The organism is Rhodoglobus sp. G.S.23 (genome assembly GCF_056675935.1).
Genome location: NZ_CM155237.1, coordinates 1,336,749 through 1,363,552, shown reverse-complemented (window position 1 = coordinate 1,363,552; position 26,804 = coordinate 1,336,749). Strand labels below are relative to the sequence as shown.

Below are 26,804 nucleotides of genomic sequence, written 5' to 3'. Positions count from 1 at the left end.
TCTCCCCCGGTGTGATTGGTTCAATCATCGCGTGACAGGCGCGGGAATCGCGTTATTAGCGACCTCTGGCGCGGCGGTGGATGCAGAAGCAGTCGATGAACTCGAAACCGTTGCTGCCGTGGTTGCCGCAGCCGCAGCTGCCGTTGCATCGGCTGCCTTCGCCGCGGCAGCGACCTCTGCACTTACGAGAGGCATTCCGGTGAGCAGGGTGTTGCCAACGAGGCCGCACTTTCCGCCGCAACCGGTGGGGTCCGCACTGCCGGGAAGCTGGAAAACAGAGCCAGTAGCGACGTTGAGCGAATACGGAGTGGAGTTGGGAACCATTCCGAAGCCAGCTGCTTGTGCTGCAAGATTCTGCGAAGACGATTGCAGCGCGAGCGATTCGAGGAGATTCTGCTCGGTGCGGTTCAGAAGCTTCTGCTGGTCTTGCAGCGAATCAATCTGGTAAGCACCCTGAGTAACAACAATGCTCAGCAGCAGTTGGGCTGCGAGGATCACAAACATGCTGGCCACGGTAGCGACAGCATAAAGAGCCCGCGGACGGGCCTTTCGCTGGGCCCGAGTCGTGACGATCTCGATGTGAGACGGTCGCTGACGAGGGGTTGGTTCGTGCTGTGGCTGCGCATAAGCGAGGTTAGTGCTCATGAGATGACTCGCATTCGTTCGATAGCTCGCAGTCGTACGGGCTTGGCGCGGGGGTTGGTTTGTTGTTCTGCGTCACTTGCTTGTTCAGAGCCTCGAACGAGCAGTTTCAATTCGGGCTTGTGTTCGGGAAGCTCGACAGGAAGGCCTGCAGGCGCCGTCGACCGCGACCGTCGTTGAAGTTCACGCTTGACGATGCGGTCTTCGAGCGACTGATATGCCAGCACGACCATTCGGCCGCCGATGTCTAGCGAGTTGATCGCTGCGGGGATTGCGCGTTCGAGAACGGAAAGTTCTTGGTTTACTTCAATGCGGAGGGCTTGGAACACACGTTTTGCGGGGTGCCCAGCCCGCTGAGCGGCTGCGGGAGTAGCCGCGATTACCAGTTCGACTAGTTGCGCCGATGTGGTCAACGGCTGCTGTTCGCGAAATTGCACGATCCGACTCGCAAATCGAGGTGCTAATTTCTCGTCACCGTAGGCGTAGAAGATGCGGCGAAGTTCTAGTTCGCTATAGGTAGCGAGGATGTGCTCGGCCGTTATCGGTGTCGAGACATCCATTCGCATGTCTAGCGGAGCATTTTGAGAATAGGAGAACCCGCGCTCAACTCTGTCGAGTTGGAGCGACGAGACACCGAGGTCGAAGAAGATTCCTTGAGCGCTCGGGAATCCCAGCGAAGCGAGTGCCTGCGGAATCTCGTCGTAGACAGCATGAACAAAGTGCGTGCGGCTAGAGAAAGGCTCAAGCCGACGTCGAGCGATAGCAAGAGCGTCCTCGTCTCTATCAATGCCCACGAGCGTGAGCTCAGGGAACCGCTGGAGGAAAGCCTCAGCGTGTCCGGCCATGCCTAAGGTGCCGTCAACGAGCACGGCGCCTGGTGATTCCAGTGCCGGTGCAAGCAATTCGATCGAACGCTCAAGGAGCACTGGGGTGTGGATGGTGTTATCAGCCATGGTGTACGGGCTAGTTCTCGGAGGCTGATCCCCATCCGATGCGACCTGATATCGGGGAAGAAAATCAGGGCGTTCGGCTGGGAGTCAGCGTCGAAGAGCTAGAAGAGTCCCGGAATCACCTCCTCGGTGGTGTTGACGTAGTCGGCCTCGCTGGCCGCGTAGTAGGTGTTCCAGGCTTCGGTGTCCCAGATTTCAGCGCGGTTGCCTGCACCGATGACGGTGAGGTCACGCCCCAAGCCTGCGTATTCGCGCAGCCCGGCTGGGATGGTGACCCGGTGTTGTTTGTCTGGTGTCTCTTGGTTTGCACCGGAGAGAAAGAGACGAAGAAAGTCTCGCCCTTGCTTGCTTGTTACAGGCGCCTTGCGAATTGCTTCGTGCATTACTTCGAATTCGCGCTGGCTGAAGACGTAGAGGCAGCGCTCTTGTCCACGGGTAACGACCACGCCTGACGCGAGCTCTTCACGAAATTTGGCCGGGAGGATGATGCGGCCCTTGTCATCGAGCTTGGGGGCATAGGTGCCAAGAAACATGGCTACTCCCCCTCATTCTCCGGCCCAGATTTAGGTGTTCTCCACTTTACTCCACTTTCAACCACTTATCTAAGGTTTTTACCCATAAATATCAAAATACCTTGAAAGAAGTCAGTAAACATAAGGGATAAGCAGGTGGAGGAAAATGGAGCAAATTTGGCAGAACGCAGCAAACTGACCCCGTTTAGGGCACAAAAAAAGGACCAGCCCGAAGGCTGGTCCTAAAAGTGGAGAGGGTTGGAGTTAGCTGCGCCCGTCCTGGCGGCGATCCCAACGACTGTTGATGGTGTCCATGAATGACGCACCACGCTTCGTTGCTCGACGCGATGAAGTGGAGGGCGATGCATCCGCTGCATCTGCGGCGCTCAAACGCGGTGGTGAGACAAACAGAAGCACACCAACGAACATCACAATAAAGCCGAGCACGCCGACAAGGGGCTGCTGGATGATGACTCCCGTGAGGAGGGCAATAATTCCGGCGACACCGACAAGAACGCCGATCACCATCATTCGGTAGTTGGGCTTGCCACGACGAGGGCTGACTGTACTGACGAAATCAGCATCGTTTTGATAGAGGCTGCGCTCCATCTCATCGAGGGCCCGCTGCTCTTGCTCTGAAAGCGGCATTCCGTTCCCCTCTCTATGGGATCCACGGCTAGGCCTCCATAGTACGCCCCGATTCAGTCGCTAGGCTAGACAAGTGCCTGAGAGTAACCAGTTAGTTGACCTTGTCCAGCTGAACGTTGACGAGTTCCTCGCCGAAAAGCGTGCGGAGCTGGACGCGATCGCGCCCGAACTCACTGCCCTGATCGACGTCGGGGGTGATCTACTCTCTGGCGGAAAGCGCTTTCGCGCACTCTTTTGCTACTGGGGCTGGCAATCAGTCGCGGGAATACCTTCGGCAGAAAGCCCTCTAGACGATGACGCTGTTGCAGGCGCATTGCCTGGCGTTCTTATGTCGGCATCGGCGCTAGAGCTCTTTCACGCCGCAGCGCTCGTTCACGACGACATCATGGACCGTTCTGACACTCGACGCGGCGCGCCAGCTGCACACCGTCGCTTTGAGCAAATGCATCGGGATGGCGGCTGGGCCGGCAGCGCAGAAGCGTACGGCCAGTCCTCGGCATTACTCCTCGGCGACCTTCTTCTCGGCTGGAGCGACGAACTTCTTGGACGCGGAATCGCCATGCTTCCTCGACCGGCAGCGCTGGCCGCTCGTCGAGAATTTATGACGATGCGAACTGAGGTAATGGCTGGCCAGTTTCTCGACATCCACGACGAAAGCGCGTGGGCAAGTTATCCCGAGTCTGAAGCGCTAGAGCGGGCACAGCGCGTATTGATCTACAAGTCGGCAAAATACAGCGTCGAAGCTCCGCTTGCCGTCGGCGCAAGTCTGGGCGCGGGAAGCGAAGAACAGATCGACGCGTTGCGAGCATTCGGGCTCCCCCTCGGTGTCGCATTCCAACTTCGGGACGACGTGTTGGGGATATTTGGCGACCCTGAGTTGACCGGTAAACCTGCTGGCGATGATCTTCGTGAAGGAAAACGAACCGCGATCATCGCCATTGCTCGCCAGAAACTCCCGGCAAGCGCCAATTCAATCTTGGATGAACTTCTCGGCGACCCCGATCTCTCGACAGAGCAGGTCAATATGATTCGCTCGACACTTCAGGATTCGGGTGCCGTCGATCAGATTGAAAAAGTAATCGCACGGAATCTCGAGCGCGCCTGCGAATCGATTGAGAACGCGAACCTGGCGCCGACAGCTCGAGCGCGACTTCTTGAGCTAGCGACGGCAGCTACTACTCGCACATCGTAAAAAGATTGTTGCGGCCTCGGAGGAGAACGCCAAGGAGAGCCGTGGTGCCGAACGCCTAGAAGCCGAGAGCTTGGGCGACTCGACGCACTTCGGCTTTTCTGCCGGCTCTCAATGCTTCGACGGGTGAAACACCCAAGCTCGGTTCGGCGTTGAGCAACCAGTTCATCGACTCGTCTGAAGTGAAGCCAGCGTCGCTCAGAACGATGACGGTGCCTTTGAGCTCGCGCAGCGGTGCCCCATCGACGATGAAGACGTCGGGAACTTGCCACACTCCGTCGATCTTGCTCGCAAGTAGAGCGCCTTCTTCAATAAGGCGGCGAACTTGGCTGACCTTCAAGCCGAGCTGCTCGGTGAGGTCAGGAACGGTGAGCCAGTTAATGGTGGGTGATTCAGTCACCCCTTAAGAGTGCCACGGCCGTTGTGGAAAACCTGACAGTTAGCACGGCATATACAGAATATTCACGAGTCGACTTAGATAACTTCAGTCACATTAGCCACACCAGCCACGATGGTTGACACTAGGCACCTTCTGTGACAGCGTTGGCGCCGTGATCTAGGTGATCACGCACACCTTCTCGGGGCCGGGAGCAGGAAGACAAAATGACACATTTCACAATGGACGACACCGACAGTGTTGCTCACACAGTTTTCGCCGGACTAGTTCCCGCGACAACCGACAACGGAGAGCGCGCACGACGACTAGCTCAACAGCGAGCCCGAGCCGGCCGCAATCTCATGAACACGGTTCCCGTAATTCTCGTCGGATCACTCGCTGCAGCTACCTTCAACCTGACCGGTCCAGTCGAGCCCGTCAATGCAAAAACTCCGAACGATCCTGGCCTGTCGATCGAGACGGCAAAGAAGCCGACCCCACGCGCCGCTGCAATCGCAACCGAGGCCGCCGCGACAGTGATTTCACCAGCCCCGGCGAGCTACACCGTCGCTGAAGGAGACACCGTTAGCGACATCGCGTCTCGCTATGGGCTGTCCACAGCATCCGTTCTGGCGCTCAATGGCCTCAGCTGGTCATCAATGATCTTTCCCGGGCAGCAGCTAACGCTCACCAAGGGCGCAGCAGCACCGTTGCCGAGCGTTAGCCACACCAAGACAACCAATGGTCAATACACAATCGTTGCTGGCGACACCATCAGCGGAATCGCCAACAAGTTTGGTGTCTCGACAATTTCGGTGATGTCAGCAAACGGCCTCGGCTGGTCGAGCATCATTTACCCTGGCCAAACCATTCTGATTCCTGGCAACCTCAGTTCACCAAGCGAAGGCGCGCAGGAAGACACTCAGGAATACGACTTCACGACGGATGATGACAGCAACGATGCGTCGGATGCCGCCAGCAGCGCGGTTGACGACTCTGCCGAGAGCACTACCGAAGCTGGTGATCAGACCGAAGACGTTGCCGTCGTTGACGAAGAACCAGCACCAGCACCGGCACCCGCTCCCGTCGCGGAAGCGCCAGCACCAGCACCAGCACCAGCACCAGCACCCGTCGTATCCGGCAGTAGTTATCTGGTTGTATCGGGCGACACAGTTTCAGCAATCGCCAAACGTTTCGGGCTTTCTACCCAAGCGGTACTCGACGCGAACGGGCTGAGCTCCGCAAGCATTATCCACATCGGCGACAAGCTCACGATTCCGTCGTCGAGCGCGGCTCCTGCAAGCAGCGGCGGCAATGTGACCTATCTGACCGCCGAGATGCGTGCAAACGCGCAGGTAGTCATTCAGGTTGGCCGTGATCTGGGAGTTTCCGACTACGGAATCACGATTGCTCTCGCTACGGCGATGCAGGAATCGAGTCTGCGCAATCTCAACTGGGGCGACCGAGACTCAGTCGGGCTGTTCCAGCAGCGGCCCAGCGCCGGGTGGGGCACCGTTACTCAACTCACCACTCCGTCGTACGCCGCACGACTCTTCTATGGCGGACCGAGCAACCCCAACAAGGGCGTGACCCGCGGTCTCCTCGAGATCTCAGGCTGGAAAGACATGAGCCTGACGCGTGCTGCACAGGCAGTTCAGATCTCGGCTTACCCAGATGCATACGCAAAATGGGAGACCTCGGCCCGTTCGTGGCTGCAAGAACTCGGCTAACCTGCCGAACAGCCGTGTCTAGCGGTACTCTCACGGCTCAGAACTTTAGACTCGCAGAGTGAATGCGAACACTACAGATCCGATGATCGGCCGTCTCCTCGACGGCCGGTATCAGATCCGTTCGCGAATTGCCCGTGGCGGCATGGCCACCGTCTACCTCGCAACCGATCTTCGACTTGAGCGCAAGGTCGCGATCAAGATAATGCACGGCCATCTTGCCGACGACAGCAAGTTCAAAGAACGTTTCGTTCAAGAGGCGCGATCGTCTGCACGCCTAGCGCACCCCAACGTGGTCAACGTTTTTGACCAGGGTCAAGACAGCGACATGGCTTATCTCGTCATGGAGTATCTTCCGGGAATTACGCTCCGCGACCTTCTGCTCGAGCATCGCATCCTGACTACCGAGCAAACGCTCGACATCATGGAGGCTGTGCTCGCAGGACTTGCCGCCGCCCACAAAGCGGGCATCGTTCATCGCGACCTGAAACCAGAAAACGTGTTGCTCGCCGACGACGGGCGAATCAAAATTGGCGACTTCGGTTTAGCCCGTGCTGCCAGCGCAAACACGGCAACCGGTGCAGCGCTGCTGGGTACGATCGCGTACCTCTCCCCCGAACTCGTTACTCGAGGTGTAGCTGACACCCGCAGCGATATCTACGCTGTCGGAATCATGATGTACGAAATGCTCGTTGGCGAACAACCCTTCAAGGGTGAGCAGCCCATGCAGATTGCGTACCAGCATGCCAACGATGCGGTGCCCAGCCCCAGCGCAGCAAATCACTTAGTGCCAGCAGAACTCGACGACCTTGTCCTATGGTCAACCGCCCGCGAACCGGATGATCGTCCGCGTGACGCGCGGGTGCTACTCGATCAGCTCTACCAAACGCACAGTTCTTTGATGACAGCGTTGCCGCCGACAGCCTCAACAGCGGTGCAGCGCACGATGGTGTTGCCAAGCGCTCCTGCTGCGGAGTCACTCGGGTCGACGGCCGAAACACAGATCTTCGGCGCTGAACTTCAACAGGTTGCCCCACCCGCGCCGACTCAAGTGTCAGAAAACACCACAACGCTTTCGACGCGCGCGACCAAACGGAAGTCACGTGGATGGTGGCTGCTCGTACTCATTGTGTTGCTCGTCGGCGGTGCCGCTGGCGCGGGGTGGTACTTCGGCTCTGGTCCTGGTTCGCAAGTGACGATCCCTGAAAGCATCACGAGCAGTACGCCAGATGAGGCGCGGGCAATTCTGGAAGATCTCGGGCTCACGGTGAGCGACGAACTTGGCGAAACGTTTGACCCCGTGGTCGCCATTGATCTGGTAGCCAACTCAACGCCAGCCGTTGGTTCAGCGGTACCCAATGGCTCGGCCGTCACGTTGCTCATCTCGAAGGGCCCCGAGCCCATCGCAGTGCCGGCGTTCGCGGGAATGACAGAACAAGAAGCACGAGATGCCATCGAAGCCGCTCCGTTCACTCTCGTCGAGCCCGTAATCAAGCAGTTCAACGGCGATATCGGTGCTGGACTCGTAATCGACGTCCTCGGCGTTGATGGGGCCTCGATCCTTGCTTCAGAGACCTACGGCGAACTGCAAGAAGTCACTCTCATCGTTTCAGTGGGGCCGCTACCAAACGTCTCCTGCGCGACCTTCGAGGAAGCGTCGCAAATTCTCGCTGGTGTCGGACTCGATGCAGTAAAGGGCATCGAAGTCTTCAACGATTGCGCCGAAGGAACGGTCGTCGCAATTGACTCCGAGAAGAACGCGGATGGCGTTGCCCGCACGTTCCGCGAGGGCGACACCGCAACGCTCATTATCTCTCGCGGACCCGATCTCGTTCAGGTTCCTGATGTCATCGGTGACAATATTGCCGCCGCTAAGCGCGAGCTCGAAGAAGCCGGATTCGTCGTCACCGTTGACACTGCCATCCAGCAAATCTTCTGGAGCTTCCCTCCTGCGGTTGTGACTGATCAAGACCCCGCTGGCGGAGAAATGATCAAGCGTGGCGCCGACGTCACGATCTACGGCTAGCCTGCCCGTTTCAGCCGTGCATTGACGCCTGTCGGTGCCCGGCCGAATACTGGCTCACCAAAACAAACGCTCGCTAGCGGTCCGTTCCTTGCCGGGACGACTGCTAGCGAGCGTCGTTGTTCAACGTCAAGCGTTTGAGGCTAGAAGGCGCGAAGCTCTTCGGCAACCAAGAAAGCAAGTTCAAGCGACTGCATGTGGTTGAGTCGAGGATCGCACAGCGACTCGTAGCGGGTTGCCAGAGTGGCCTCGTCGATCTGCTCTGAGCCACCCAAGCACTCGGTGACATCATCACCAGTGAGCTCGATGTGGATTCCACCAGGGTATGTTCCCGCAGCGCGATGGGCCTCGAAGAACCCCTTGACCTCGTCAACGACATCGTCAAAGCGACGAGTCTTGTAGCCAGTGGGCGTCGTGAGACCGTTGCCGTGCATCGGGTCGGTGACCCATAGCGGCGTAGCTTCCATGTCTTTGATTGCCTCGAGCAACGGCGGCAACGCGTCGCGAACCTTGCCAGCTCCCATACGAGTGATGAAGGTAAGTCGACCCGGCTCACGCTCGGGGTCGAGCTTGTCGATCAACTGCTTCATCGTCTCAGGAGTCGTCGTTGGACCGAGCTTCACACCGATCGGGTTGCGCAGCCGCGAGAAGTAGTCAATGTGCGCACCGTCGAGGTCGCGAGTGCGCTCCCCGATCCACAGGAAATGGGCGCTGGTGTTGTACGGAGTACCCGTGCGCGAATCGATGCGAGTCATAGGGCGCTCGTAGTCCATCAACAAGCCCTCATGGCTTGAATAGAACTCCGTGCGCTTGAGCTCGTCGAAGTCGGCACCTGCCGCCTCCATGAAGCGCACTGCCTTATCAATCTCTTTCGCGAGACTCTCGTACTGGCGGTTCGCCGGGTTAGCCGCGAAGCCCTTGTTCCAGGAGTGCACCTGGCGCAGATCGGCAAAGCCGCCCTGTGTGAACGCGCGAATGAGGTTCAGAGTGGATGCCGCCGTGTGGTAGCCCTCAACCAGACGTGCTGGATCAGCGGTCCGCGACTCTGGAGTGAAATCAAAACCATTGACGATGTCGCCACGGTAGGCCGGAAGGGTTACTTCTCCGCGTGTCTCAAAGTCACTTGAGCGTGGCTTGGCGAACTGGCCAGCCATGCGGCCCATCTTGACGATCGGCTTTGAGGCACCATACGTGAGGACAACGGCCATCTGAAGAATCGTTTTGACGCGATCACTAATTTGCCGGGCCGTAGCGCCAGCAAAAGTTTCTGCACAATCACCACCCTGCAAGAGGAAAGCTTCTCCCTGTGCAGCACGCGCCAGCCGTGAACGCAGGCGATCAACTTCGCCAGCGAATACCAGCGGAGGAAGGGAAGCGATCTTGCTCGAGGCTTCGCCAACCGCAACGGCATCCGGCCACTGTGGCTGCTGCTTGATGGGGAGGGTGCGCCAGTTGTCTAGACCGGCAATCACGGTTGGATCAGCGAGCACGACTGGTTCTGACGGGTCGACCACAGGGAGATTCCTTCATACATTTACTGCGAAAATGGCTGGGCTTGTGACCCACTACGAGCCTACCGGCTCACTGGGGTACGGAATGTCACGGTCAGCGACGAGGAGCAGCCGCGCGTTCCTTGACCGACGTAGCGTACACATCCGCATACTCCTGACCGCTGATGCGGTTGAGCTCGTACATAATCTCGTCGGTAATGGACCGCAAAATGAAGCGGTCGCCTTCCATACCTTCGAAACGGCTGAAGTCGAGCGGCTCACCGAAGACGATTCCGATGCGACCCATGCGCGGGATTTTGGTGCCGATCGGCATGACCTTCTCAGTGTCGATCATCGCAACCGGAACCACAGGAACATGGCCCTCAAGAATCATGCGAGCTACACCGGTGCGACCGCGATACATCTTGCCATCTGGGCTACGTGTCCCCTCCGGATAAATGCCAAGAACTTCACCGCGAGCGAGAACCGCAAGTCCCGTATTGAGCGAGGCCTCGGAAGCCTTTCCGCCTGAGCGGTCAATCGGAAGCATTCCTGTGCCGTTGAAGAAAGCGCGAGAGAAGAAGCCCTTGATGCCGCGGCCGGTGAAATAGTCGCTCTTGGCAAGGAAGAAGATTCGCCGATCCATCACCAACGGCAAGAAGACCGAGTCAATGAACGACAGGTGGTTGCTTGCGAGGATCACGCCGCCCTTGCGTGGCAAATTCTCGAGCCCAGAAACCCACGGCCGAAACACCGTTTTCAGAATGGGGCCGGCCACCAGATTCTTCATAAACCAATAGAACATGGTGCCTCTTTCTCCTGCTCGAGCGAATCTCTACTCTACAGCGCGCCCGAACGTACCCCACAAACGGGTGCAAATATTCTCCCGCGCTAATGCGCGCATGGTCTGACCCGCAAGACCTAGCTAGAGTGGAGTAGACCACCTTACCGGTGCCAAAGGAGTTGCCGTGAAACAGTTTGATGTACCAGCCCTAGTTGAGGCTGACCCGGAAGCGAACGCAACCGATCTTCTGATAGATCGCGTCGCGGCTACGCCAAATAACGCCCTATTCTCACTCCCCACAGCCAATGGCGGCTGGAGTGACGTGACGTCATCAGAGTTCCTAGCTCAGGTGAAGGCCGTCGCTAAGGGGCTCGTTGCCGCAGGCATACAGCCCGGCGACAAGATCGGGCTCATGTGCAAGACGCGCTATGAGTGGACGCTCATCGACTTCGCGACCTGGTTCGCCGGTGCCGTGCTTGTTCCGATCTATGAAACCAGCTCGCCAACTCAAATCCATTGGAATCTCACTGACTCTGGTGCGATTGCCATCATCACCGAGACTCCCGATCACTTCGCGCGCTTCGATGAGATTCGTGCTGACGTGCCCGCCATCGCTAACGTGTGGCAGATCGACCTCGGTGATATTGACAAGCTAGCCGCATCAGGCACTGCAGTGACCGATGAGGAAATTGAGCGCCGTCGCAACCTTGCCAAAGGTGCGGATCTCGCCACGCTCATCTACACCTCAGGCACGACGGGCAAGCCCAAGGGTTGCATAATTACCCACTCCAACTTCGTTGAACTGTGCCGTAACTCACAAAAGGCCATTCCTGAGGTTGTCAATCCCGACTCGAGCACGCTGCTGTTCATCACAACAGCGCACATCTTCGCTCGATTCATCTCCATTCTGTGCATCCACGGCGGAGTGAAGGTTGGGCACCAGCCCGACACCAAGCTGCTTTTGCCCTCGATGGCGTCATTCAAACCGACGTTCCTTTTGGCGGTGCCTCGCGTCTTTGAGAAGGTCTACAACTCCTCAGAACAGAAGGCAGAAGCTGGCGGGAAGGGAAAGATTTTCCGCAAGGCAGCAGATGTCGCGATCGCACACTCGAAAGCAATAGATTCCGGTCACGTTCCGCTGGGTCTCAAGATTCAGTTCGCCATCTTCGACCGACTAGTTCTCTCCAAGATTCGGGCTGCCCTCGGCGGACGAGTCAAGTACGCTGTCTCCGGTTCAGCGCCTCTTGGGCTTCGCCTCGGACACTTCTACCGCAGCTTGGGCCTCACAATTCTCGAAGGCTACGGCCTCACCGAGACAACGGCACCGATCTCCGTGAACAAGCCATCCAACTTCAAGATTGGCAAAGTCGGGCCACCGCTGCCCGGAGTTTCGGTGCGCATTGCCGAGGATGGTGAAATCCAAGCCAAAGGCGTGTGTGTCTTTGACGGTTACTGGAACAACCAAGAAGCCACCGGTGAAGTGTTCGACGGCGAATGGTTCAAGACCGGCGACATCGGCAAGTTCGACGAAGACGGATACCTCGAGATCACCGGACGCAAGAAGGAGATCATCGTAACCGCCGGCGGAAAGAACGTCGCCCCTGCGGCACTCGAAGATCCCATTCGCGCCAACCCGATCATCGGTCAAGTTGTCGTCGTTGGTGAACAGCGCCCGTTCATCTCGGCGCTCATCACCCTCGATGAAGAGATGCTCCCCGTCTGGCTCAACAACAACGGCCTAGATGCAACCTGGACCCTTGATCAAGCAGCAAAGCACCCTGCGGTACTCGCCGAAGTGCAGCGCGCTATTGATGTCGGAAACGCGCGGGTCTCCCGAGCAGAGTCGATCCGCAAGTTCCACATCCTCGATGCGGATCTAACGGAAGCCAGCGGACACCTCACGCCCAAATTGAGCATCAAGCGCAACGTGATTCTTGCCGACTTCGCGGATGTAATCGAGTCACTGTACTCGAACTCACCGGCTACTGAAGGAATCTCGCTCAAGTAGTAGTTGCCGAGCCGGAATGCTCGAGCACGAGAAAACCCCCGTCGTGGGCAAACACGACGGGGGTTTTCTGTGCCTACAAGCCACTGCGCCTACAAGCGACTGCGCCTACGAGCGACGAGCGACGAATGACGGCGCTAGTACCAGGATGCTTGGCGAATAGCGCGCATCGCTTCGCGCTTCGACTCGGGTTCAAGGCCCTCTATGTACAGATGTCCATCAAGGTGATCAGTTTCATGCTGGAGCGCTTGAGCCATAAGCCCGTTTCCGCTGAGTTCAATCGGCTCGCCATCAAGGTCGACGCCGGTCACGCGCGCGAACGGGTGCCGGCGACGAAGAAAGTAGAACCCGGGCACCGATAGGCAACCCTCTTCGACGAGCTCTGGTTCGCCAGACACCTCAACGAGAACCGGATTGATGATGTATCCGATTTCGCCGTCAATGTTGTAGCTGAAGGCTCGTAATCCAACACCGATCTGGTTGGCGGCCAATCCGGCACGGCCGGGAACCTGAACAGATTCAATCAGATCATCGATAAGCGCTGCAGCATGCGGGTCTCCGATAACAATCGGGTCGCACGGGGAACGAAGCACGGGATCGCCAAAGAGGCGAATCTCACGAACAGCCATAGTTTCAGTCGGTCCGTACCTCTGGGAGGCCGTCCATTACAACTGCCGCAAGCTCACGTGCAGCGTTCTTAGTCAGCTTGTTGAGGTCGCGGTAGTGCACAACCGAACCCGTGGCGAGGCTGGGGTCATAAGGAACGCGAACGATCTCCCGTACTCGCGACTTAAAGTGCGCCTCGATCTCCTCAAGCTTGACCAAGTTAGTTCCCTGCGTCGCCGTGTTCAGTGCGACTACAGCGTTCTTTACGAGATCGGCGTGGCCGTTGGATTCAAGCCACGTGAGAGTTTCGGATGCGAGGCGGGCCTCATCAACGCTGCCACCCGAAACGATGACAATGGAGTCAGCTCGCTGGAGGGTTGCACGCATGACGGAGTGCACAATTCCGGTTCCACAGTCGGTGATCGCTACTGAATAGAATCGCTCTGCCATATCCGCAACGACGTTGTAGTCATCTTCGTCGAAGGCTTCAGAGACGTGGGGGTCGGTGTCTGAGGCCAGAACATCGAGTCGTGTTTCGTCTCGCGACACGACCGTCTGAAACTCGCTAAAAGTGTGAAGCCCATCAGAACGCATGACGACGTCGCGCACGGTGGCCCGCGTCTGCTTGTCAATGCGTTCCGCGAGGGTTCCGCGGTCAGGGTTGGCATCGATCGCGATGATGCGATCTTCACGAGTATCTGCCAATGCCATTCCGAGCAAAGCTGTGATCGTCGTCTTTCCGACACCACCCTTGCGAGTGAGCACAGGAACGAAGCGAGTACCACCGATAAAGGTCTTGGTAATGCGCGCCTCGAGCGCTTTGCGCTCCCGTACGTAGTACGAGTCACCCAGATTCACCAAGTGGAAGGTGAGCGCATAGACAAGCTCCTGCAGGAAGCCCTCAGGTGCCGGACGACGGTTCTTCTTACCCTGATTGATGAGACGTTCGGCGGTGAGCATCGTCGCCGTTTCGGGAGCAGCGCGAACCTCGGTGCGCTGTCGACCGCGACGTGTCGTTGGGTGATCTACCGGAGGCAATTCCGGGATAACCGCCGCTTCTTGGGCAGTCTCTGCAGGCATCGTGACCACGGCAGATGGAACAAAGGACACCGAAGTCGTTGCCATAGCTGCGGGGTCAACGTGGTGGGCGTTCACCGGCACGTCGTCGATAGCGACAGCCGCCTCGTGCTCTGGAGTCTCCCGAACCTGAGTCGGCAACGCCAACGTGAACGTGAGACTTTCAGTGCTCGGTGCCTCTTTTACCGTCGAATCTTTCGAGTCGTGATCGGTCGACGAACTTTCGTCGTCGGAGGACGACTGCACATCGGGTTCATTGCGCTTAGTAGCCACTTATCGATCCCTTTCAGAAAGCAAACACACAACTTTACCGCGTATACGCACCGAACGTGACCCTTGCCTCAAAAGAGCCTCGTTCGGAGCCCACTTCGGCGTGACTAACTTGGCTCAATTTCTACAAGCAGGTCTCCGGCATCCACTTGCTGCGTCTGAGGAATGGCGAGCCGTTTGACCCTGCCAGCAACCGACGTAGTGATCGCCGCTTCCATCTTCATTGCCTCAATTGACGCAACCGCCTGGCCTGCCTCAACCTGTGTGCCCTCTTCGACCTGAAGCGTCACAACCCCCGAGAATGGCGCTGCCACATGACCCGGCTTCGACGCATCGGCCTTTTCAGCTGACGTCGAGTCGACCTTAATGCTCAGGTCTCGGACGAAGACCGGACGCAACTGGCCGTTGAGTGTGGCCATAACCGTGCGCATCCCCTTCTCATCTGCTTCACCGATCGCCTCAAGCCCGACGAAGAGCTGAACTCCCTTGTCAATTTCGACGACATGTTCGTTGCCCTGCTGGAGACCATAAAGGTAGTCGGTGCTTGCGAGAGCGGAGAGATCTCCATAGGCCTCACGAGCTTTTTCGAAAATCTGGGTCGGTCCAGCAAAGAGAAGCCTATTGAGGGCGGAACGACGTTCGTTTGGCTCACCGTCGAGAGCAGCCTGGTCTTCAGCGCTGACCTCTTCGACACCAATCTTGACGTTTCGGCCCTTGAGGACTTTCGACCGGAATGGCTCTGGCCAACCGCCAGGAAGCTCACCCAACTCCCCCGCCATAAACCCAATGACCGAGTCGGGGATGTCGTACTTGTCTGGATTTTCCTCGAAGTCCGCTGGATCTGCCTTCGCTGCAGCAAGCGCCAGGGCGAGATCTCCAACAACCTTCGAGGACGGAGTGACCTTTGGCGGACGGCCGAGCATCTTGTTGGCAGCAGCATAGAGGTTCTCGATGGTCTCGAACTGGTCGGCAAGGCCAAGCGCAATCGCCTGCTGACGCAAGTTCGACAACTGACCACCAGGAATCTCGTGGTGGTAAACGCGGCCCGTTGGTCCAGGAAGTCCTGACTCGAATGGGGCGTAAGTGTGGCGAACGGCTTCCCAATACGGTTCAAGATCCGAGACCGCATCGAGCGAGATTCCCGTGTCACGCTCGGTGTGCGCGAGCGAAGCGATGAGAGCCGACATGGATGGCTGACTTGTCGTACCCGCCATCGGAGCGCTAGCGACATCCACGGCATCCGCACCCGCACGCGACGCCGCAAGCAAGGTGGCCAGCTGGCCGCCTGCCGTGTCGTGAGTGTGCACGTGCACCGGAGCATCGAAACGTTCACGCAACGCGGCCACGAGGGTCTCTGCGGCCTCTGCACGCAGCAGCCCAGCCATGTCCTTGATTGCGAGCACGTGAGCGCCGCTCTCCATGATCTGGTCGGCAAGCTTGAGGTAGTAGTCGAGGGTGTACAGGTCCTCATTCGGATCGAGCAAGTCACCCGTGTAGCAGAGGGCGACCTCAGCGACGGCGGTGCCCGTGTTGAGCACTGCGTCAATTGCCGGGCGCATTTGAGATACATCGTTGAGCGCATCAAAAATGCGGAAGATGTCGACGCCGGTGCTCGCAGCCTCACGGACAAACGCATCCGTAACCTCGGTGGGGTACGGGGTGTAGCCGACAGTGTTGCGACCGCGAAGAAGCATCTGGATGGCCACGTTAGGTAGAGCCTCCCGCATTGACGCGAGGCGCTCCCACGGATCTTCAGCCAAGAAACGCAGGGCGACGTCATACGTTGCCCCGCCCCAGGCCTCGACCGAAAGCAATTGCGGAGTCAACCGCGCAACATGCGGCATTACAGCAACTAAGTCTCGAGTTCGCACGCGAGTAGCCAAGAGCGACTGATGGGCGTCGCGGAATGTCGTTTCTGTTACCGCGAGAGCTTTCTGCTCACGAAGAGCTGAAGCGAAGCCGGCAGGGCCCAGTTCCAACAGTCTTTGGCGTGAACCGGCAGGAGCCTCAAGGGAAAGATCAACCTGAGGCAACTTGAGCTGCGGGTTGATGATTCCTGCACCGTCGCCGTTGGGCTGATTGACGGTCACTTCAGCCAACCAGGTCAAGATCTTTGTTCCACGGTCCTTAGACCGGTGTGAGTTCACGAGCCACGGGCGCTCATCGATGAACGCCGTGCTCAAATCTCCCGCAATGAACTCCGGGTCATCGAGCACTCCCTGAAGGAACGGGATGTTTGTCGTCACACCGCGAAGACGGAACTCAGCCAGTCCACGACGTGCGCGTCGCACAGCGGACGCAAAATCACGACCGCGGCACGTCATCTTCACGAGCATGGAGTCGAAGTGCGGAGAAATTTGCGCCCCTGCAGAAACCGTTCCACCATCCAGACGGATGCCCGCGCCACCAGGCGAGCGGTACGTCGTGATCTTTCCGGTGTCAGGCCGGAACCCACTCGCCGGGTCTTCGGTCGTGATGCGGCACTGGAGGGCTGCTCCGCGGAGCTTGAGCTCATCTTGACGGAGCCCCAATTCTTCGAGGGACTCGCCAAAAGCAATTCGCATCTGAGACTGAACGAGGTCGACGTCGGTGACCTCTTCAGTGACAGTGTGCTCCACCTGAATGCGCGGGTTCATCTCGATAAAGACGTGCTCACCCTTGCGCTCCCCCGCCGTGTCGAGCAAGAACTCGACAGTGCCGGCATTGACGTAGTCAATAGACTTCGCAAAGGCGACGGCGTCACGGTACATCGCTTGTCGAGTGTTCTCGTCAAGGTTGGGGGCTGGAGCGATTTCGACAACCTTCTGGTGCCGACGCTGAACGGAGCAATCGCGCTCAAACAAGTGAATGATGTTGCCGTGCGAATCCGCAAGGATCTGAACTTCGATGTGGCGTGGTCGCACAACCGCTTGCTCGAGAAACATTGTCGGGTCGCCGAAAGCGCTTTCCGCTTCACGCATAGCCTCGACAAGCGCATCGCGGAGATCTTCTTTCTTCTCCACTCGACGCATTCCGCGCCCGCCACCACCAGCAACTGCCTTAGCGAAAATGGGGAAACCGATGTCATCGGCGCCCGCGAGAAGTTCATCAAGATCAGTACTTGCCGGAGTCGACTTGAGCACGGGAACTCCCGCAGCAATAGCGTGCTCCTTGGCCGTGACCTTGTTGCCAGCCATCTCAAGAACCTTCGTCGGCGGACCGATGAAGGCGATTCCGGCATCCGCTGCTGCGTGAGCAAGCTCCGGGTTCTCCGAAAGGAAGCCGTAACCGGGGTAGATCGCGTCAGCACCCGACTCTTTAGCTACGCGGATAATCTCCGAAACGTCGAGATAGGCACGTACAGGATGCCCCTCTTCACCAATGAGGTAGGCCTCATCCGCTTTGAGCCGATGAACCGAGTTTCGATCCTCGTAGGGAAAAACAGCAACAGTTCGTGCACCGAGTTCGACAGCCGCGCGCATTGCACGGATCGCGATTTCACCTCGGTTAGCAACGAGAATCTTCTTAAACATTCGATCCTTCCTGACAAAAACCAAGCCTAGAGTGATTGAACTCTGGCAGTTTCCTCAAGGGTGCGCAAAAGTTGGCGGAGTTTTAGGTTTCTTAACTGTAGTGAAGGTATCGTCGTTACTCGTGCACGTACTTAGCGTTAGTTCCCTCAAGGGGGGCGTTGGAAAGACGACCGTGACGCTTGGGCTCGCTTCGGCAGCTTTTGCTCGCGGTCTTCGAACCCTCGTCGTCGACCTTGACCCACAGTCGGATGTGTCGACCGGAATGGACATCGATGTCACCGGTCACCTCAACATTGCCGACGTGCTCGCTTCTCCTAAAGAGAAGATCGTGCGCGCGGCAATCGCCCCCAGCGGGTGGACTAAGGGCCGCCCCGGCAAAGTAGATGTACTCATCGGATCGCCATCAGCGATCAATTTTGATGGCCCGCACCCGAGCATCCGCGAGATCTGGAAGCTTGAAGAAGCTCTCGCCAACGTCGAGGCTGACTACGATCTGGTGCTCATTGACTGTGCACCGTCTCTCAACGCTCTTACGCGAACCGCGTGGGCGGCCAGCGACCGCGTCTCCATCGTCACTGAACCTGGCCTGTTTTCGGTTGCTGCCGCTGACCGCGCCCTTCGAGCGATTGAAGAAATTCGTCGAGGACTATCCCCGCGACTTCAACCACTCGGCATCATCGTGAACCGCTTGCGCTCACAATCGCTTGAACACCAGTTCCGCATCAAAGAACTGCGAGACATGTTTGGGCCGCTCGTCCTCTCCCCCCAGCTGCCAGAACGCACATCGCTGCAGCAGGCTCAGGGAGCGGCCAAGCCACTCCACGTCTGGCCCGGCGAGAGCGCCCAAGAGATGGCGCGTTACTTCGACCAGCTTCTCGATCGCGTCATGCGCGCTGCGAGAATGGGTGAATACAACAACTAGCGTTTCCGCACGGCACTGACCCGCAGGGCGTGCCTGCGAAGGTGTAGCTACAGAGTGCGTCTAGGAAGCGCGGGAAGCGCGGCGCTTCGCCAGCTCATCCATGGGGTCTTCGCCCTTGACAGTGTCGATGTCGATGAGACTTGTCTCAACTTCACGAAGCACCTTGCCAACGGCGATACCGAAAACGCCTTGGCCGCGGCTGACGAGGTCAATGACTTCGTCATTCGAGGTGCACAGGTAGACGCTGGCACCGTCACTCATGAGTGTGGTCTGGGCGAGATCGTGGATGCCTGATTCACGCAATTGGTTGACGGCGACACGAATCTGCTGAAGAGAGATGCCGGTGTCGAGAAGGCGCTTCACGAGCTTGAGCACCAGAATGTCGCGGAACCCATAAAGTCGCTGTGATCCTGATCCTGCTGCGCCACGAACGGTTGGCTCAACAAGCTCTGTGCGGGCCCAATAGTCGAGCTGGCGGTAGCTGATTCCTGCTGCCCGAGCGGCGACCGCACCGCGGTAGCCTGCTGAGTCATCGAGGTCGGGCATTCCGTCAGTGAAGAGAAGGCCAAGATCGTAGCGTGATGTCTCGCTACGGCTCAATTCACTCATGGCATTGCCCCTCTAGATTCTGATTCGACCAGCACGAGAAACGATCAACCTTCATGTTGAAGTTGACGCTTAATCTTTCGTGTTACCCCACGGTAGTCACGCCCGCCGCATCGATCAACGACATTCGCAAAAACTCCGCGGCGTGTCGGAATTAGTCAGGGTAACTGTGCCAACGTCAGCTAATCGCGCCCGGCCACAACCAGAAAACGATCAACGAATCGACCGTACTACGAATCGAGTCGACTAAGGGCAGATCGGATAAGACTGCTGCGAACAATCTCTAGCTGGCCCGCAATTTCACGAGCCATCTCTGCAGCGCGAGCCCGGCTCGATGCATCCTTGCGACGAGCTACGGGCATCAGTGCGCTCTCAATGAGCCCCAACTCGCGCTCAGCGGACGCACGGAAGCCACGCAAGTGCCTCGGCTCAATTCCACTGCGCTGAAGCTCGACAAGCGACTTCAGTACCGCAAGCGAATCTTCGCCAAAAACATCGGACGCCACGATAAGCGACGACGAAATCGCATCGCTCAAAAGCATGGGGCTTGCGCCAGCTTCGCGAATTAACTCTTCCCGCGTGAGCTTGCGCTCGGCCGACAGCATCGATGCTGCCGCAACGGCACCACCAGGAAGTTCAGGAGTGCGCCCGGCATCCATTTCTTCGAGGTAGCCACGGATTACCTTGAGCGGCAAATAATGGTCTCGCTGCATGGAAAGCACAAAACGAAGTCGCTCCATATCGGACGACGAAAACTTGCGATACCCCGACGCCGTTCGTGCCGGCGCCACGAGTTTGCGCTCCTCAAGAAACCGAAGCTTCGACGGAGTGAGATCGGGAAACTCAGGACTGAGTTTTGCGAGAACTTGCCCAATACTCAACAGTACTGGCGCTGGAGCTTGACGCGCTTGACGCGCAACCCCAGCCACTAATTACCAGCCGCCGACGGAAGGTCACGGCGAGACGCGTAAAACGTCAGCCTGTACTTGCCAACCTGAACCTCAGCGCGGTCACGAAGAACCGCGGTCGACTCGATGCGGTCACCCCCGAGATACGTTCCGTTGAGCGAGCCCAAATCCTTAACATCGAATGTTGTACCGCGACGCAAAAACTCGACATGACGACGCGAAACAGTCACGTCATCGAGAAAAATATCCGCCTCGGGATGACGACCAACAGTAGTGATGTCGGCATCCAGCAGAAAACGTGCACCAATATTTGGTCCGCGGCGCACAATCAGCAGCGCAGAACCTGAAGGCAGCGCAGAAATTGCTGACTGCTCATCGACCGAAACATCGGCGCCCATTGCCGCGACCTGAGCCGCGAACTCGTGACTATAAGTAGCAGTGGTGTCGATTCGCTCGACAATAGGCTGCGCGGACGTCTCGTCAGCCGACTGCATGTCGGCGCCGTGACCACTATTCATTGACTCAACCATCGCAAACCTCCCTGACTGAACAGCGTATCGGATCGGAGCACTCCTCAACCCCTCGGAATGCGAGAAATTCGGACCGATTGTGCGACATAGATGAACCCAGCCCACCAATACAAGAACGCACCCCACAAAGCGAAAGCCCAACCGATGGGATCAGTGGCCCACGCGACGTCAGGAAACGCCTGCCCGAGCATCAGGATTGGAAGAGCATAGAACAGTGCAGCTGTCGCAACTTTGCCGAGGTGATGAACCGGGAGCGGGCCAAATCCATAGTTAGCCGAAATGAGTCCCAAAATTACGAGCATGATTTCGCGCGCGACGATGATGATGAAAAGCCACCACGGTATGACATTCCGTGCCGCCAAACCAATAAGTGCCGCAAAAATGAAAAGCCGATCGGCAGCGGGATCTAGCAACTGCCCCAATCGGGTGATCTGGTTGAATCGTCGCGCAATAACGCCATCGAGAAAGTCACTCACGCTCGACACGACAAGAACGACAAGCGCAAGAGCATCCTGTGCCGAGATGATGAAAAAGAGGAACACCGGCACGAGTGCGAGTCGGATGAGACTCAGCACATTGGGCACAGTCCAGACACGGTTGCTGATCTCGGGTGAACTGCTGACTGCCACACTTCGAGTGTAGCGAGCATCCGACCACGAAATGCCGCGATCGAAACAGGAACTTGCTAGCCATCAGGCGTAGCCTTAGCCCCATGTCATGCATCCGCTTTAATACTCCGGCGCAGCGGGCCCAAATGCGGGCAATGGCCCCATCGATGCTCACTGCTGAAGAGGCCGCTGATCTTCACCCAGCACCAGAAGTTACCCCAAGCAAGATTGCTCGACTGCGCATCTTGGCTGGCGACCCCAACCCGAAAATTCGTGAAAGTGCGGCGAGCAGCCACAACACGCCCGTCGACGTGTTCGAGGTGCTGGCTCGCGATACTGACGAGGGCGTTCGCGCCTGCGTGGCACGCAACGAATATGCGCCGTGCGACGTGCTGCGGATGCTCGTGGATGACCCCTCGGAGAAGGTGCGGGGATTCCTCGCCATCAACTACTTCGTTCCCGAGGACACCATGAGCACGCTCGCCGCCGATGACAACGCCACAGTGCAGCGCCTTGTTCGCTGGAAAACTGAACTCGCCAGCGCCTAGTGGCTGCAGGCACAGTACGCGTCGATAGCTGGTTGTGGGCAGTGCGCGTCTTCAAGACCCGCTCACAAGCCACCGCAGCCTGCCGGGCCGGACACGTCAAAATCGGCGGTACGAGCGCAAAAGCCGCGCATCCGGTGCGAATTGGCGATGAGGTCCGCATTCGCATTGCCGGATTCGACCGCATCCTCGTTGTCAAACAGACCATCGTGAAGCGAGTCTCAGCAGTCACTGCCGCCGAGAGCTTCATCGATGAGACTCCTCCGCCACCCTCCCGCGAGGAAGTGGCGCTGGCACCCCGCCGTGATCGTGGAGCGGGTCGACCTACCAAGCGCGAGCGTCGCGAGCTGGAGAAGCTACGGGGTCGCGACGAATCGGATTCGCGACCACGCGACGACTAGTTCGGCTTCGTTGCGATTCCATCGAGCCAAAGCACGTCAGCTTCGTCACGATGAGCACCAGCGGTGCCCACATGCTTTGCGTCAATGTTTGGGCCTTTGGTGATGACGTGCACCATCGCCATGCCGTGCCCACGCCCCAGACCGTAATCGTTCTTGAGCCACTCCAGAATTTCAGCGGCCTTGACCGATCGGTCCGCAAGCCCCTTCTGCTCTGCGATCGCGATGAATTGGCGAGGCGTGAGACCGGTCTTCTGTTCTACCGCGTCCAGGTAAGCCTGAAATGACATCCCGCTTCCTGCCTAGCCTTCGTCAAGGATGGCGCGGATTTGGCCAAGAGCTTCGCGCATTCCCTCTTCCATGCCCATCTTGATCATTTCCTCGAGCTGAGCGGCTGACTCGAATCCTGAATGAATCGTGAGCCGGGTTCCGTTGTCTACAGGCTCAAAGACGAGGCGAGCGATCGTAACACCGAGGTCGCCACTCGGCTCACCAGCATCATCCGCAAATCCATCTTCTATCGATAGCTCGCGCGGTTCGACAATAGAGGTGAACTTCCACCAGCCATGCATCTTCTCGCCCTCAGGACCCGTCATGTAATAGTGGGCGCGACCGCCAGGCTCGAACTCGAATTTCACAAACGTCGCCGGCCACTCGGGTGGCCCCCACCAGCGCTCAAGTTGCCGAGGGTCACTGACCAGTTGCCAGGAGCGCTCAAGCGTGGCGGGAAACTCGGCGGTCGTCGTGAGAGTCAGTGCCTCAACATCGGTGTGGCTCGTGACGTTCATTGCTTCACCTGTTCTTTCGTTCGTTGTCTATGTCATTGGGGTCGTCGTTGAGCACAGCGGCCATGCGCAGCGCTCGCTTCTCCCACACCTCTTCAAAGTGCGAGAGAAGTTCTTGGATTCGATGAATGGATGTCAGATCGCCGCGAACTATTTGCTCACGGCCGCTGCGCTGCTTCGACACAAGCCCAGCCGCCTGCAGCACGGCAACGTGCTTTTGAACCGCGGCAAAACTCATCTCATAGCTGCTGGCGAGACGCGAGACAGAGATTCCTTCCCGCATTACGCGCGTGACTATGTCACGACGTGTGGAATCAGCGAGAGCGCGAAACATCGCGTCCACTTCGGCGTCTGTTACTTCATCTACAACCATTTGGTTGTAGATTACGCTCGCAGGACGGGCAACACAAGACCCACATGAGAATTAATTAGCAGGTGGATGCTTACAGTTTGCGGAGCGTCAGGATCTGCTCAGCTCGACCGAATGGTCCGCTCAGATCGTGGAGGACAGTCGATGTCAGGCCGACCCCATCAGCCCCAAAATTTACGGCATTCTGCAATCCAAGCCACTCCCCAGTTGGCGCACGATAGAGATGGATCTGCAAGTCAACATTCGGGAAGGCGTACCCGCCCTCCCCCGGCTTGACGCGCGTGGCGATGCCATTGCTCGTGTCAACAAGCCCCATCAGCCGCACAAAATCGCTTACCGGCTCATCTGTCAACAGAGGATACGGTGTGCGCAACCACACGCGTCCGTGTCCAGGACCATGATCCGGAAGAGCCCGTGCGTCAATCGATTGAATGTAGCCTCCTGGCCACTTCGAGAGATTCACTGCGCCAGTTGCGTGCTCGGGAGCCAACATCCGTTCGTCGACAACTCCTTCTACTGCTGAGGTGTCGGAGGTGTGAAGACGCCACGCAGTCGCTCGAACTGCGACACGACCCGCAGCAACGAGCTCAGCTTGGACAAGTTCGATTGTGCGCCCCGGCCTCAGCAGCGTTGTCTTCACTTCGAAAGCACCATCAGGAATGAGCCCGAGGATCTCGTAGCTGATGCGTGCAATGCGGAGTTCTGTCCGCGCTTCGAATGACTCAAGCGCGTGCGCCAGAATTCCGGCAACCGGAGCCATGTGCTGCTCGTGCGGATTCCACGCTCCTTGTGCGTGAATCGTGGACTCAAAATGAGTGTCGTCGTGGCGAACGTAGTAGGCAGAAGCTTGAGAGGTCACCGCACCAGCCTAATGAGACGGTCTCCCGGCCGCAGCGTGTGCACCACATTTGCTCACTCACGCTCAGGCACGAGGAGCCGTATCGAACCGCGTCTCGGCACTCCTAGTGTGCGCGCAGCTTCGCGATCAGGTCGTCCTTGTTGAGCGAAGAGTATCCGTGCAGGTCCAGTTCGCGGGCCCGATTCTGCAATTCTTTGACTGTCCAGTCTTCGTAGGATCCTGACTCTCCCCCTCGTCGCCCAACTTCGGATCGTCCATCCCGTGCCGCCGCGTTCGCAATGCGCGCTGCTTTCTCCGCTGACGCACCGTCGTTGCGGAGTTCCTCATAGAGCTCCGGGTCCTTCACCCGTGAATTCTTGTTGGCAGGCATCTTCGTTTCACTCCCCAAGTTCGATTCGTCTCCATTAGGGGCGTCAGCTTCGACCCCTTTGCTGCGCGAGGCAGCATATTCACGATAAACACGGGCGGACTGAGCCCCCACAAATTTCTGAGAACGTCGAGCGAACGTGGAGCCTGCTCCCAGATCGCGGCGAGCAGGAATGGGTGCGAGTATGCGCGAACCGCTAAAACAACATGGGTTGCGGCATCGCCCTAGCGGCCAAGGCTGGCGGCATTTCTTCCGCGATTAGCGATCGCTCCCCATTGACGTCGCGCGTACTTACGGTGGCACGCGAACCAACGATTCCTGTCGCTGGGTCAAGTGCGGTTCGCTCGAGACCGTGCCGACGGATAATCGGACGCAATTTGGCTGCTAGCCAGTGACGATATTCCATGGGAGCGTAGGTGCCGCGTGAATACATTGAGTGATAGCGCTCGAGCAATTCCGGATGCGCCGCTTCTAGCCATTGGAAGTACCACTCCTTGGTCCCGGGCTTGAGATGAAGGGCAGAATAGGCAATTGATGTTCCGCCGGCATCCTTCACCGCGGCAACTGCACGCTCCAAGTGATCACGCGTATCGGTAAGAAACGGCAGGATCGGCATGAGAAAGACTGCGCAATCGAGGCCAGCATCTCTCACCGCAGTTACTGTGGCGAGGCGTGACTTCGCAGTCGGCGTACCAGGCTCGACCGACTGTTGCAGCTCATCGTCATAGATCGCGATCGACATCCCGATATCGACGGGTACGTGCTCGCTTGCCTCTTTCAGCAGTGGTAAATCTCGCCGAAGCAGGGTGCCCTTGGTGAGAATCGAGAGCGGCGTTCCCGAACCGGCCAATGCAGCGATGATGCCCGGCATCAGCCGGTATCGACCCTCTGCGCGCTGGTAAGGGTCAGTGTTGGTTCCTAAAGCAACAGCGTGCCTTCCCCAGCTGGGCTTGCTGAGTTCTTTGGCCAGCACCTCAGCAACATTGACCTTCACCACGATTTGAGTGTCAAAGTCTTTCCCTGAATCGAGGTCGAGATATTCGTGCGTCGGTCGAGCGAAGCAGTAGGTGCACTGGTGAAGGCATCCGCGCATCGGGTTGATGGTCCACCCAAACGGCATATCGCTTGCGGTGGGGACTTTGTTGAGGGCGCTCTTGGCTAATACCTCGTAGAAGGTGACGCCCTGAAAGTCTGGCGTGCGAACCGTACGCACAAGATTGTTGAGCTTCGCAAGGCCGGGCAGCGCGTTGGGGGCCTCACTGCTGACCTGTTGCCCGCTCCATCGCATGCTTCTATTCGAACATATGTTCTAATCAATGGCAACTTCCGCTGATGCGGCACTAAGGCCCCCGCCCACGCTGATAACGTCATAAGAGTGTTTTCCAAAGTGACGGTCCCGACAACTCTCCACACGCGAGATGGTGAAATGACGCTTCGGTATTCCGAATTGGGCGACATCGACACCATCCTTCAACTTCTGGCGGATGACCCAGTGAGCGCCTTGCGGGGAGATACCGCGCGCCCCGAAGATCGCCCGGCCTACGAAAAAGCGTTCCACGCGATCGCAACAACTCCCGCGAACGCATTGCTTGTTGTCGTTGCCCCCAGTGGTGATGTCGTGGCCACCATGCAATTGACCGCGATTCCCGGGATGGCGCGGCGAGGTTCACACCGCCTCCAAGTCGAAGCCGTTCGGGTTGCGGCAAGTCAGCGCTCATCGGGCATCGGCGGCGCGATGATGCGGTGGGTCATCGACATCGCAGCGCCAACACTCGGCGCTTCGCTCATCCAACTCACATCGGATGAGGCGCGCACCGACGCGCATCGCTTCTACAAGAAGCTGGGCTTCGAGGCATCGCACATCGGGTTTAAGTATTCGATCAAGCTATGACCTCAGTCGCCGACGCCAAAAACGACGGCGTCACCCTTCGTGACCTGCGTCTCAGCGACGGTGATGCAGTCTTCGAGTGGATGCGGGATCCAGAGTCGGTCGCGATGGCCGCATTCACGGCACCAGACCCCGACGACCGGGCCGAATTCGATTCCTGGTTTCTCGCATTCTCGCGAACCCCGACGTTGTAGCCTGCGCGATCTA

Annotated in this window: 29 protein-coding genes; 9 read left to right on the top strand and 20 right to left on the bottom strand. The window is 58.1% G+C overall.

Annotated features, from left to right (window positions below):
• Positions 1-24 precede the first annotated feature (24 nt).
• The 4 genes from ftsL to AC1ENN_RS06530 all read right to left on the bottom strand — a co-directional run bounded on the left by ftsL (position 25) and on the right by AC1ENN_RS06530 (position 2,752).
• Complete coding sequence (gene ftsL, locus AC1ENN_RS06545; protein WP_449646565.1) at positions 25-645, bottom strand: cell division protein FtsL; 621 nt, start codon at positions 643-645, stop codon at positions 25-27.
• Positions 642-1,595, bottom strand: a complete 954-nt coding sequence (rsmH, locus tag AC1ENN_RS06540; protein ID WP_449646564.1) for a 16S rRNA (cytosine(1402)-N(4))-methyltransferase RsmH — start codon at positions 1,593-1,595, stop codon at positions 642-644. The genes ftsL and rsmH overlap by 4 nt, the downstream gene beginning before the upstream one ends.
• A gap of 98 nt (positions 1,596-1,693) precedes the next feature.
• Complete coding sequence (gene mraZ, locus AC1ENN_RS06535) at positions 1,694-2,125, bottom strand: division/cell wall cluster transcriptional repressor MraZ (RefSeq protein ID WP_449646563.1); 432 nt, start codon at positions 2,123-2,125, stop codon at positions 1,694-1,696.
• A 243-nt stretch (positions 2,126-2,368) separates the two neighbouring features.
• Positions 2,369-2,752: a DUF3040 domain-containing protein gene (locus AC1ENN_RS06530; protein WP_449646562.1), complete on the bottom strand. Its 384-nt coding sequence runs from the start codon at positions 2,750-2,752 to the stop codon at positions 2,369-2,371.
• A gap of 73 nt (positions 2,753-2,825) precedes the next feature.
• Here AC1ENN_RS06530 and AC1ENN_RS06525 point away from each other — a divergent pair, with 73 nt between their 5' ends.
• Complete coding sequence (locus AC1ENN_RS06525; RefSeq protein ID WP_480392101.1) at positions 2,826-3,944, top strand: polyprenyl synthetase family protein; 1,119 nt, start codon at positions 2,826-2,828, stop codon at positions 3,942-3,944.
• Positions 3,945-3,999: 55 nt separating this feature from the next.
• On the opposite strand, the gene AC1ENN_RS06520 is transcribed toward AC1ENN_RS06525, so the two are convergent.
• Positions 4,000-4,341 (bottom strand): Rv2175c family DNA-binding protein, encoded by a 342-nt coding sequence (locus tag AC1ENN_RS06520; RefSeq protein ID WP_449646560.1) that lies wholly within the window; start codon positions 4,339-4,341, stop codon positions 4,000-4,002.
• 203 nt (positions 4,342-4,544) lie between these two features.
• Here AC1ENN_RS06520 and AC1ENN_RS06515 point away from each other — a divergent pair, with 203 nt between their 5' ends.
• Both AC1ENN_RS06515 and pknB read left to right on the top strand, forming a co-directional pair.
• Positions 4,545-6,047, top strand: a complete 1,503-nt coding sequence (locus AC1ENN_RS06515; protein ID WP_480406892.1) for a muramidase family protein — start codon at positions 4,545-4,547, stop codon at positions 6,045-6,047.
• Between the two features lie 58 nt (positions 6,048-6,105).
• Positions 6,106-8,070, top strand: coding sequence for a Stk1 family PASTA domain-containing Ser/Thr kinase (gene pknB, locus AC1ENN_RS06510; RefSeq protein ID WP_480392099.1), 1,965 nt, complete (start codon positions 6,106-6,108; stop codon positions 8,068-8,070).
• A gap of 140 nt (positions 8,071-8,210) precedes the next feature.
• On the opposite strand, the gene AC1ENN_RS06505 is transcribed toward pknB, so the two are convergent.
• Both AC1ENN_RS06505 and AC1ENN_RS06500 read right to left on the bottom strand, forming a co-directional pair.
• Entirely contained in the window at positions 8,211-9,581 is a 1,371-nt protein-coding gene (locus AC1ENN_RS06505; RefSeq protein ID WP_480392098.1) for a class II 3-deoxy-7-phosphoheptulonate synthase, read from the bottom strand.
• 91 nt (positions 9,582-9,672) lie between these two features.
• Positions 9,673-10,362: a lysophospholipid acyltransferase family protein gene (locus AC1ENN_RS06500; protein WP_480392097.1), complete on the bottom strand. Its 690-nt coding sequence runs from the start codon at positions 10,360-10,362 to the stop codon at positions 9,673-9,675.
• Between the two features lie 163 nt (positions 10,363-10,525).
• Between AC1ENN_RS06500 and AC1ENN_RS06495 the strand changes: the two genes are divergently transcribed.
• Positions 10,526-12,349: an AMP-dependent synthetase/ligase gene (locus AC1ENN_RS06495; RefSeq protein ID WP_480392096.1), complete on the top strand. Its 1,824-nt coding sequence runs from the start codon at positions 10,526-10,528 to the stop codon at positions 12,347-12,349.
• 134 nt (positions 12,350-12,483) lie between these two features.
• Here AC1ENN_RS06495 and def read toward each other — a convergent pair whose 3' ends face one another.
• From def to AC1ENN_RS06480, 3 genes are all read right to left on the bottom strand, one after another.
• Positions 12,484-12,975 (bottom strand): peptide deformylase, encoded by a 492-nt coding sequence (def, locus tag AC1ENN_RS06490; protein WP_480392095.1) that lies wholly within the window; start codon positions 12,973-12,975, stop codon positions 12,484-12,486.
• A gap of 4 nt (positions 12,976-12,979) precedes the next feature.
• Entirely contained in the window at positions 12,980-14,302 is a 1,323-nt protein-coding gene (locus tag AC1ENN_RS06485) for a MinD/ParA family ATP-binding protein (RefSeq protein ID WP_449646554.1), read from the bottom strand.
• 104 nt (positions 14,303-14,406) lie between these two features.
• Entirely contained in the window at positions 14,407-17,811 is a 3,405-nt protein-coding gene (locus AC1ENN_RS06480) for a pyruvate carboxylase (protein ID WP_449646553.1), read from the bottom strand.
• A 121-nt stretch (positions 17,812-17,932) separates the two neighbouring features.
• Between AC1ENN_RS06480 and AC1ENN_RS06475 the strand changes: the two genes are divergently transcribed.
• Positions 17,933-18,733 carry a ParA family protein gene (locus AC1ENN_RS06475; RefSeq protein WP_449648168.1) on the top strand — a complete coding sequence of 267 codons (801 nt, stop codon included), beginning with the start codon at positions 17,933-17,935 and terminating at the stop codon, positions 18,731-18,733.
• Positions 18,734-18,793: 60 nt separating this feature from the next.
• On the opposite strand, the gene AC1ENN_RS06470 is transcribed toward AC1ENN_RS06475, so the two are convergent.
• From AC1ENN_RS06470 to AC1ENN_RS06455, 4 genes are all read right to left on the bottom strand, one after another.
• A complete protein-coding gene (locus AC1ENN_RS06470; protein WP_480392094.1) occupies positions 18,794-19,342 on the bottom strand; it encodes a MerR family transcriptional regulator in 549 nt (182 codons plus the stop codon).
• A 227-nt stretch (positions 19,343-19,569) separates the two neighbouring features.
• On the bottom strand, positions 19,570-20,268 hold the full coding sequence (gene ftsR, locus AC1ENN_RS06465; RefSeq protein ID WP_449646551.1) for a transcriptional regulator FtsR: 699 nt from the start codon (positions 20,266-20,268) through the stop codon (positions 19,570-19,572).
• A complete protein-coding gene (locus AC1ENN_RS06460) occupies positions 20,268-20,777 on the bottom strand; it encodes an FHA domain-containing protein (RefSeq protein ID WP_449646550.1) in 510 nt (169 codons plus the stop codon). Before AC1ENN_RS06460 ends, ftsR begins: the two co-directional genes overlap by 1 nt.
• Positions 20,778-20,821: 44 nt before the next feature.
• Positions 20,822-21,406 carry a CDP-alcohol phosphatidyltransferase family protein gene (locus AC1ENN_RS06455; protein ID WP_449646549.1) on the bottom strand — a complete coding sequence of 195 codons (585 nt, stop codon included), beginning with the start codon at positions 21,404-21,406 and terminating at the stop codon, positions 20,822-20,824.
• Between the two features lie 83 nt (positions 21,407-21,489).
• Here AC1ENN_RS06455 and AC1ENN_RS06450 point away from each other — a divergent pair, with 83 nt between their 5' ends.
• On the top strand, positions 21,490-21,933 hold the full coding sequence (locus tag AC1ENN_RS06450; RefSeq protein WP_449646548.1) for a hypothetical protein: 444 nt from the start codon (positions 21,490-21,492) through the stop codon (positions 21,931-21,933).
• Positions 21,933-22,331, top strand: coding sequence for an RNA-binding S4 domain-containing protein (locus AC1ENN_RS06445; RefSeq protein WP_449646547.1), 399 nt, complete (start codon positions 21,933-21,935; stop codon positions 22,329-22,331). The genes AC1ENN_RS06450 and AC1ENN_RS06445 overlap by 1 nt, the downstream gene beginning before the upstream one ends.
• On the opposite strand, the gene AC1ENN_RS06440 is transcribed toward AC1ENN_RS06445, so the two are convergent.
• From AC1ENN_RS06440 to AC1ENN_RS06415, 6 genes are all read right to left on the bottom strand, one after another.
• Positions 22,328-22,618 carry a DUF4287 domain-containing protein gene (locus tag AC1ENN_RS06440; RefSeq protein ID WP_449646546.1) on the bottom strand — a complete coding sequence of 97 codons (291 nt, stop codon included), beginning with the start codon at positions 22,616-22,618 and terminating at the stop codon, positions 22,328-22,330. The genes AC1ENN_RS06445 and AC1ENN_RS06440 overlap by 4 nt on opposite strands.
• Before the next feature lie 12 nt (positions 22,619-22,630).
• Positions 22,631-23,116 carry an SRPBCC family protein gene (locus tag AC1ENN_RS06435; RefSeq protein ID WP_449646545.1) on the bottom strand — a complete coding sequence of 162 codons (486 nt, stop codon included), beginning with the start codon at positions 23,114-23,116 and terminating at the stop codon, positions 22,631-22,633.
• A gap of 4 nt (positions 23,117-23,120) precedes the next feature.
• A complete protein-coding gene (locus AC1ENN_RS06430; protein ID WP_449646544.1) occupies positions 23,121-23,486 on the bottom strand; it encodes an ArsR/SmtB family transcription factor in 366 nt (121 codons plus the stop codon).
• Between the two features lie 70 nt (positions 23,487-23,556).
• On the bottom strand, positions 23,557-24,342 hold the full coding sequence (locus AC1ENN_RS06425) for a thioesterase family protein (RefSeq protein WP_449646543.1): 786 nt from the start codon (positions 24,340-24,342) through the stop codon (positions 23,557-23,559).
• 103 nt (positions 24,343-24,445) lie between these two features.
• Positions 24,446-24,712, bottom strand: coding sequence for a Rho termination factor N-terminal domain-containing protein (locus AC1ENN_RS06420; RefSeq protein WP_449646542.1), 267 nt, complete (start codon positions 24,710-24,712; stop codon positions 24,446-24,448).
• A gap of 193 nt (positions 24,713-24,905) precedes the next feature.
• A complete protein-coding gene (locus tag AC1ENN_RS06415) occupies positions 24,906-25,997 on the bottom strand; it encodes an Rv2578c family radical SAM protein (protein ID WP_480406891.1) in 1,092 nt (363 codons plus the stop codon).
• A gap of 138 nt (positions 25,998-26,135) precedes the next feature.
• Here AC1ENN_RS06415 and AC1ENN_RS06410 point away from each other — a divergent pair, with 138 nt between their 5' ends.
• Positions 26,136-26,600: a GNAT family N-acetyltransferase gene (locus AC1ENN_RS06410; protein WP_449646540.1), complete on the top strand. Its 465-nt coding sequence runs from the start codon at positions 26,136-26,138 to the stop codon at positions 26,598-26,600.
• Entirely contained in the window at positions 26,597-26,791 is a 195-nt protein-coding gene (locus AC1ENN_RS06405; protein ID WP_480406890.1) for a hypothetical protein, read from the top strand. The genes AC1ENN_RS06410 and AC1ENN_RS06405 overlap by 4 nt, the downstream gene beginning before the upstream one ends.
• Positions 26,792-26,804: the final 13 nt, after the last annotated feature.

What these genes read in the sequence shown, in the direction of transcription:
- ftsL (WP_449646565.1), bottom strand. Translation starts at nt 645, where the DNA reads ATGAGCACTAACCTCGCTTATGCGCAGCCACAGCACGAACCAACCCCT.
- rsmH (WP_449646564.1), bottom strand. Translation starts at nt 1,595, where the DNA reads ATGGCTGATAACACCATCCACACCCCAGTGCTCCTTGAGCGTTCGATC.
- mraZ (WP_449646563.1), bottom strand. Translation starts at nt 2,125, where the DNA reads ATGTTTCTTGGCACCTATGCCCCCAAGCTCGATGACAAGGGCCGCATC.
- AC1ENN_RS06530 (WP_449646562.1), bottom strand. Translation starts at nt 2,752, where the DNA reads ATGCCGCTTTCAGAGCAAGAGCAGCGGGCCCTCGATGAGATGGAGCGC.
- AC1ENN_RS06515 (WP_480406892.1), top strand. Translation starts at nt 4,545, where the DNA reads ATGACACATTTCACAATGGACGACACCGACAGTGTTGCTCACACAGTT.
- AC1ENN_RS06500 (WP_480392097.1), bottom strand. Translation starts at nt 10,362, where the DNA reads ATGTTCTATTGGTTTATGAAGAATCTGGTGGCCGGCCCCATTCTGAAA.
- def (WP_480392095.1), bottom strand. Translation starts at nt 12,975, where the DNA reads ATGGCTGTTCGTGAGATTCGCCTCTTTGGCGATCCCGTGCTTCGTTCC.
- AC1ENN_RS06480 (WP_449646553.1), bottom strand. Translation starts at nt 17,811, where the DNA reads ATGTTTAAGAAGATTCTCGTTGCTAACCGAGGTGAAATCGCGATCCGT.
- AC1ENN_RS06470 (WP_480392094.1), bottom strand. Translation starts at nt 19,342, where the DNA reads ATGAGTGAATTGAGCCGTAGCGAGACATCACGCTACGATCTTGGCCTT.
- AC1ENN_RS06460 (WP_449646550.1), bottom strand. Translation starts at nt 20,777, where the DNA reads ATGGTTGAGTCAATGAATAGTGGTCACGGCGCCGACATGCAGTCGGCT.
- AC1ENN_RS06450 (WP_449646548.1), top strand. Translation starts at nt 21,490, where the DNA reads ATGTCATGCATCCGCTTTAATACTCCGGCGCAGCGGGCCCAAATGCGG.
- AC1ENN_RS06440 (WP_449646546.1), bottom strand. Translation starts at nt 22,618, where the DNA reads ATGTCATTTCAGGCTTACCTGGACGCGGTAGAACAGAAGACCGGTCTC.
- AC1ENN_RS06435 (WP_449646545.1), bottom strand. Translation starts at nt 23,116, where the DNA reads ATGAACGTCACGAGCCACACCGATGTTGAGGCACTGACTCTCACGACG.
- AC1ENN_RS06430 (WP_449646544.1), bottom strand. Translation starts at nt 23,486, where the DNA reads ATGGTTGTAGATGAAGTAACAGACGCCGAAGTGGACGCGATGTTTCGC.
- AC1ENN_RS06420 (WP_449646542.1), bottom strand. Translation starts at nt 24,712, where the DNA reads ATGCCTGCCAACAAGAATTCACGGGTGAAGGACCCGGAGCTCTATGAG.
- AC1ENN_RS06415 (WP_480406891.1), bottom strand. Translation starts at nt 25,997, where the DNA reads ATGCGATGGAGCGGGCAACAGGTCAGCAGTGAGGCCCCCAACGCGCTG.
- AC1ENN_RS06410 (WP_449646540.1), top strand. Translation starts at nt 26,136, where the DNA reads ATGACGCTTCGGTATTCCGAATTGGGCGACATCGACACCATCCTTCAA.
- AC1ENN_RS06405 (WP_480406890.1), top strand. Translation starts at nt 26,597, where the DNA reads ATGACCTCAGTCGCCGACGCCAAAAACGACGGCGTCACCCTTCGTGAC.